The sequence below is a fragment of the Bartonella rattimassiliensis 15908 genome (genome assembly GCF_000278215.1).
Taxonomy (GTDB): domain Bacteria; phylum Pseudomonadota; class Alphaproteobacteria; order Rhizobiales; family Rhizobiaceae; genus Bartonella; species Bartonella rattimassiliensis.
Map to the genome: position 1 here is coordinate 32,338 of NZ_JH725064.1, position 6,255 is coordinate 38,592.

3 protein-coding genes are annotated in these 6,255 nt (G+C 38.8%); 2 read left to right on the forward strand and 1 reads right to left on the reverse strand.

Annotated features, from left to right (window positions below):
• Positions 1-2,242 precede the first annotated feature (2,242 nt).
• Complete coding sequence (locus MCY_RS10210; RefSeq protein ID WP_007346330.1) at positions 2,243-2,419, forward strand: hypothetical protein; 177 nt, start codon at positions 2,243-2,245, stop codon at positions 2,417-2,419.
• Between the two features lie 435 nt (positions 2,420-2,854).
• On the opposite strand, the gene clpB is transcribed toward MCY_RS10210, so the two are convergent.
• Complete coding sequence (gene clpB, locus MCY_RS00130; protein ID WP_007346331.1) at positions 2,855-5,434, reverse strand: ATP-dependent chaperone ClpB; 2,580 nt, start codon at positions 5,432-5,434, stop codon at positions 2,855-2,857.
• 197 nt (positions 5,435-5,631) lie between these two features.
• Between clpB and MCY_RS09750 the strand changes: the two genes are divergently transcribed.
• The coding region (locus MCY_RS09750) for a hypothetical protein (RefSeq protein ID WP_007346332.1) at positions 5,632-6,255 on the forward strand (624 nt) is incomplete at its 3' end.

Below are 6,255 nucleotides of genomic sequence, written 5' to 3' on the forward strand. Positions count from 1 at the left end.
GGGTTTAGAATAAGAAAATCTTACTATATTCGGGGCTTTAATTCAATATGCAAAACAGTGAATTATATATATAAATCAATGTGTTGCTAATGCCAAGAGGCTATCGCAACACCTTGCAAGTTGGTAAAAATAAAAAACATCTCCAAAAGCAGATTTTTTTAAAGAATCCATAGGCAATTTATTGATCAGATTTAACCCTTAGATTAGCCTATAGAGCCGTACAATAGTACAATAGAAAGTCATTTCCTTCTAAAAAAGAAACGATAAAAGAGTTCTGTGGCTACAACAGAATATAAAATAGCTGGACACAAAACAATAAGAAATTGTGATCTAAACGCGTATTATTGGCTGAATATACAACTTTACCTATATTATTTACATACATAAATTTTTATTGTAAATTTTTACGGATTAAATTAATCTCGACACTTGCTTCCAACATTTTTTCATAGTTCTTTTAGATATCGCCTCCTTTTGGATGAACTGGCAAAGGAAGTTCATCTATTATACGTACGTCTGTAATAACGTGTTGCTTCCTCCAAGTCATAAGAAACAAAAGACAATATACCTTTCTCTGTTCGCATTATTCTATAAATCAAAATTACACTATTTTGCTATTTTTTTGGTTGATTTATCTAGATTACGGTATATCCATACTGCCACAACAGCTTAATAAATTAAAGACGTCAATCCGTCTTCTGTGTTATTTTTTTCACAATAAGTATTATTTTAGCTGATCGTAAAGTTTTTTTAAGATTATGAACAAAACCGTTAGCAATTAATACTCTATCGCTCTTTATATATTTTGATTCACATAACTTGATGAATAATTACTGATAGACGCACGACCAACCACCGACACAAGATATAACAATAATAGATATTTTGATATCTTCATTCCTCTATTAATTGTATTCTTTCTTAAGCAGTTCCTCCATCAGAACTAAAAGCAACTTTAAATAGTATTAACAATATATTATTTTACCACCAATTGGTGGTTAATCAATTTTTCATTCGTAAAAAACGCCTCCTATCTCGACGAGCACTTAAATTTCATACTTAAATATATAAACTATATATGTTAAAAGAATACTAAATACCTATAAGTTATAGGGTATAGCTAATATATACTATAGTATAAATATAGTATATATTCCATTATTTTCATAATATACTTTATTAATATACTTTTATGAGCTTATCAGTAAAAAATTTTAACATTAGGGAATCTTTCCAAGCAGTTAAAATGATATTTTTTATCACCCTAACATTGCTTTGAATGAAAAAATAATTATTGATTGAATGTTTAGTTTTTTACAGCTTCTTTAGTTGTGATATTTTTTCACTGTCTACTCATTTTTTCTGCTAACATTTTTTTGTTTCTCGTTTATGCTCATCAGGAGTTATCTTATATATTTTTGAGACATTGTGAAACACCAGAAAGAACAGAAATTAGTCAACGAAACTTTCCCCCAGAATCTGCCACTTCTCTATCAAGAATCCAATATCTTGTAGCAAATTCCTTCTACCAACCACTCATGTAGATCAGCACCTCTTCCCCTTCAACCGATGAAGTTTTTACTACATTCGACAAGCAAATCTTTCTGAATATTCTTATCCTCATCTCCGTCAACTCAAAGAGCACAAAACTTCTACAAGCACCGATCACTTCCACTTCTTGAAGCACATTTTTCTTCTACAGGTCGAAACTTTCCCCCCTCCGCACTATTTTGTATGCCATGTTTTATACATTAGCTTTTTTCTCTAAGCCCTACGACCTTCGGATCACATCGCTCAAGTGAATCTGGTTCATGAGGTGCAACAAGAAAAGCGGCCCCTCAAATATTCATCACATATTCTCCCCCAAAGCACCTTCTTGATCTACTTGCAGGCGCCTCGACGGCATATCCCTGCTCTAATGGATCCTTCTCACTCCACCCCCTACTTATGATATAACAAAATAAAAAATGTTCTTATTTTCCAAATTTTTTAACTTTTCTTGCCAATTTTCTGAAATTACTTTACGAATAAAAGAACGTTTTTGATCATCTACGCAGCAATCAAATAGGAATTTGACAGTCCGAAAGCTCAGGACATAAAAATTGGTATCACTTTATTTGTATCTCCCGGATTCCAGGAGCTTTTGCTATATCTAGGCGTGATAAGTACTAAAAGCAAAAGGCTGACTAAGCTCATTACTTTCAAACTTCCAGCATACCAATGCGAGGACGCTTTCAATTGGATGGGTCTTGAAGTGCAAATTAAAAGACCACATTTTATTGACATTTCAATAAGTAAAAGGATTCGTCATAGACGTATTTCAATGGGGTTTTCCCCAAAAGAATTAGGAGTTAGTTTTCAACAAATCCAAAAATACGAAAAAAGCTTAAATCGTGTAGATGCTAACCGTTTACAATAGATTGCCCACATACGAGAAATTCCTATTACCTTATTTATACGGATATAGCTACAAAAGAAGATATTTCAACAAAGGACACGCTCTCACACGGTGATCAAGACAGCTACCGCGAAAAAGAACATGTAATTTTGTGGGTTGCTCTCTGATTAAGTAAAAGCGTCCCCCTCCACAGTCTTCGCTCATCTATCAACCAATATCTCTCATTAAAATTCAGATCAACGCCTTGCCTTTTTTATATCCAATATATCCCAGTGGTGTTCCAATCAAGCGTGCAGAGCAACGTGCTTTTCCATCTATTCAACCATCTAGGATCATCACTACCATCTCGTCGCGCATTTTTCCAAACAAGATTTTTTCTGAAAGCCACCTCAAAAGAGCGGCATTTTACCGTATAAGACTGCTTATCACCGTCCTCATATCGTGCATTTCAAAAAACTATATCTCAGGTAAAAACACCAATCGATCACCTTGCTTTTCAACTGTCACCGCCATCTCATCTTGAATTTCTCCAAACAAGATTTTTTCTGCAAGAGGATCTTGAATTTCCTTTTGGATAACACGTTTAAGTGGTCGTGCACCATAAAGAGGATCATAACCTTTATCAGCAAGAAATTGTCGAGCATCTGGTTTAATTTGCAAATTTATGTTGCGTTCATTGAGCAAATTTTGCAAGTGTTGTATTTGAATATCCACGATAGCCTCCATATCTTTTCGTTGCAGTCGTTGAAAGAGAATAATCTCATCGATACGGTTTAAGAACTCAGGACGAAAAGCTGTTTTTACCACATTCATGACATCGTCTTTTGCCTGCTCAACGTTTTGTCCTTCAGCCAAGGCGGTTAAAAATTCAGCACCAAGATTTGAAGTCATAATTAATAAAGTGTTACGAAAATCGACAGTACGTCCTTGGCTATCGGTCAATCTTCCTTCATCCAGCACTTGTAATAAGAGATTAAAAATATCGGGATGAGCTTTTTCGATTTCATCGAAGAGGATGACCTGATAAGGTCTTCTGCGCACAGCTTCTGTGAGCACGCCTCCTTCTTCATATCCAACATATCCTGGGGGAGCTCCAATCAAACGTGCTGCGGCATGTTTTTCCATATATTCAGACATATCGATGCGCAACATTGCATCGTGGTTTTGAAAGAGAAAAGCCGCCAGAGCTTTTGTTAATTCGGTTTTTCCCACACCGGTAGGTCCTAAGAACATAAAAGACCCAATTGGACGATTAGGGTCTTGCAATCCTGCCCGTACACGGCGTACAGCCCGCGCCACTGCTTGAACAGCTTCGCCCTGTCCCACGACACGGGTTGCAATTTCGTCTTCCATCCGTAGCAATGCCTCCCGTTCTGCTTCGAGCATACGATCGACAGGAATACCTGTCCATCTGGAAACGATCTGCGCCACATGTTCAGCGGTCACAGTTTCTTCGACGATATGATTTTGTTGGTCATCATTTTCAGCCAAGGTCAATTGTTTTTCGAGTTCAGGAATGACACTATAAGCGAGTTCTCCGGCTTTTTGGAATTGTCCATCTCGCTGTGCAGTAGCCAAAGCATTTCTGGCTTCTTCGAGTTGTTTTTTCAAATCAGCAGCATGACCCAATTTTTGTTTTTCAGCTTGCCAAGCGGTTGTCATTTTTGCCGATTGCAGTTCCAATGTGTTCAGTTCTTCTTGCAAGGTTTTGAGACGATCTTTTGCTGTTGGCTCTACATCTGTTTTCAAAGCTTCACGTTCAATTTTTAATTGTAAGATTCGCCGATCAAGAGCATCGAGTTCCTCAGGCTTTGAATCGACCTGCATACGCAACCGTGCCGCGGCTTCATCGATGAGATCAATTGCTTTATCAGGCAAGAAACGATCGGTAATATAACGATCAGATAGCCGCGCTGCGGCGATGAGAGCACTATCTGCGAGGCGCACTTTGTGATGTTGTTCGTATTTTTCTTTAATGCCGCGCAAGATAGAGATAGTATCTTCCAAAGATGGCTCAGGTACAAAGACAGGTTGAAATCGTCGCGCTAGAGCAGCATCTTTTTCGACATATTTTCGATATTCATCGAGGGTTGTAGCGCCCACACAATGGAGTTCTCCGCGTGCCAGAGCTGGTTTTAACAAGTTTGAAGCATCCATAGGACCATCGCTTTTCCCAGCACCCACGAGATTATGTAATTCATCAATAAAGAGAATAATTTGCCCATTTTCGTCTTGCACTTCAGCCAACACGGCTTTGAGACGTTCTTCGAATTCGCCGCGATATTTTGCGCCTGCGATAAGTGCACCCATATCGAGCGTATAGAGTTGTTTATCGCGCAAAGTTTCAGGCACATCGCCATTGACAATACGCAGAGCCAATCCTTCCACAATGGCGGTTTTTCCGACACCGGGCTCTCCGATCAACACGGGATTATTTTTTGTCCGTCGCGAAAGCACTTGAATGGTGCGTCGAATTTCTTCTTCCCGCCCGATGACAGGATCGAGTTTTCCTTCCCGTGCATCTTTTGTGAGATCACGTGCATATTTTTGCAAAGCCTCATATTGGCTTTCGGCATGGGGGCTTGCGGCTGTTTTTCCTTTCCGCAGCGCATTAATTTCCTGATTAAGGGTTTGCGGGGTTACTCCAGCCTTTGTGAGAATATCAGCTGTTTTTGCAGATTTTTCCATAAGAAGTGCTTGCAGCATGCGCTCCACAGTAACAAATTGATCACCAGCTTTTTGCGCGAGCTCCTCAGCGAGCGCGAAGACTTTTGCCACCGGCTGCGAAAGATAGAGTTGACCATTTCCTCCCTGCACTTTTGGCAACGCCTCGAGAGCTTCTTTTAGTGCCTTTCGAACGAGAATAAGGTCTCCGCCTGCTTTTTGGATAAGTGACGCCGCCAATCCTTGAGAATCATCTAATAACACTTTGAGGAAATGCTCAGGCATAAACTGCTGATGATCAGAAGCAAGAGCGTTATTTTGTGCGGATTGTAAAAAACCTTGCACGCGTTCGCTATATTTTTCCAAGTTCATTTTTTTCCTTTCTTGCGCATCCTTTTCGTGCACTTTTTATCCCCCCGCCCTTTTTTTCTTCCTCAATAATAGGTTTTGCCCTCATCACGCCCCCAAGCTTGTATCATCCCACAAAACGGCGAAAATAATAACGATGAAAGAACTGTCGTGTTAAACTGAATATGGGTTATGATCACAAAGAGTACAAGAGTAAAAACATGAAAGAAAAAACTAGATCAAGCAACGTATGCGAAAAGAATAATAAGATTAGAAAAGCGCTAATATTTTTCAAATTCTTAAAGAGGTCTCAAAAGAATGATCTCATCCCTAAAGAATTCATCCTATGCGACAAATTTTTCTCGTTCTTTTTCTCCATCCTTCACTTCTACGGTTCTCCATACCAACATACTGCTTTTTCCTCTCTGCTTTTTCTTCCATTCACAGACTCATTCTCTCCCTCTCTCTATCGTTCATTCCCCTCTCCTCAACACATTCCACATCATGACAAAAAAAACCGCACAAGGTATAAATTCTCTGCATCATTTTACAGACATACGTTTTTACGCTTTTACATCTTTACAGAAAGTAATCCAACACAACTTCTACCACTCTACATTGCTCTAATCATAATGCTCTACACTTCAACTTCTTACACCACCCGCCTACAGAACAAAGCATCATCCTACGAATTTCAGATCCCCTATCTCAAACGAGAGCTGGTTCATCCAGAGCAACAAGAAAAGTCCTCCCTCAAATATCCCACACACTTTTACCAAAAGCACCTCATTGATATGCTTGAAAATCCCTCAACGACCTATCCCTGCTTTAATGCCCCCTTTTCT

Excerpts from the sequence above, each read along its gene's own strand:
- clpB (WP_007346331.1), bottom strand. The coding sequence starts at position 5,434 with ATGAACTTGGAAAAATATAGCGAACGCGTGCAAGGTTTTTTACAATCC.
- MCY_RS10210 (WP_007346330.1), top strand. The coding sequence starts at position 2,243 with ATGGGTCTTGAAGTGCAAATTAAAAGACCACATTTTATTGACATTTCA.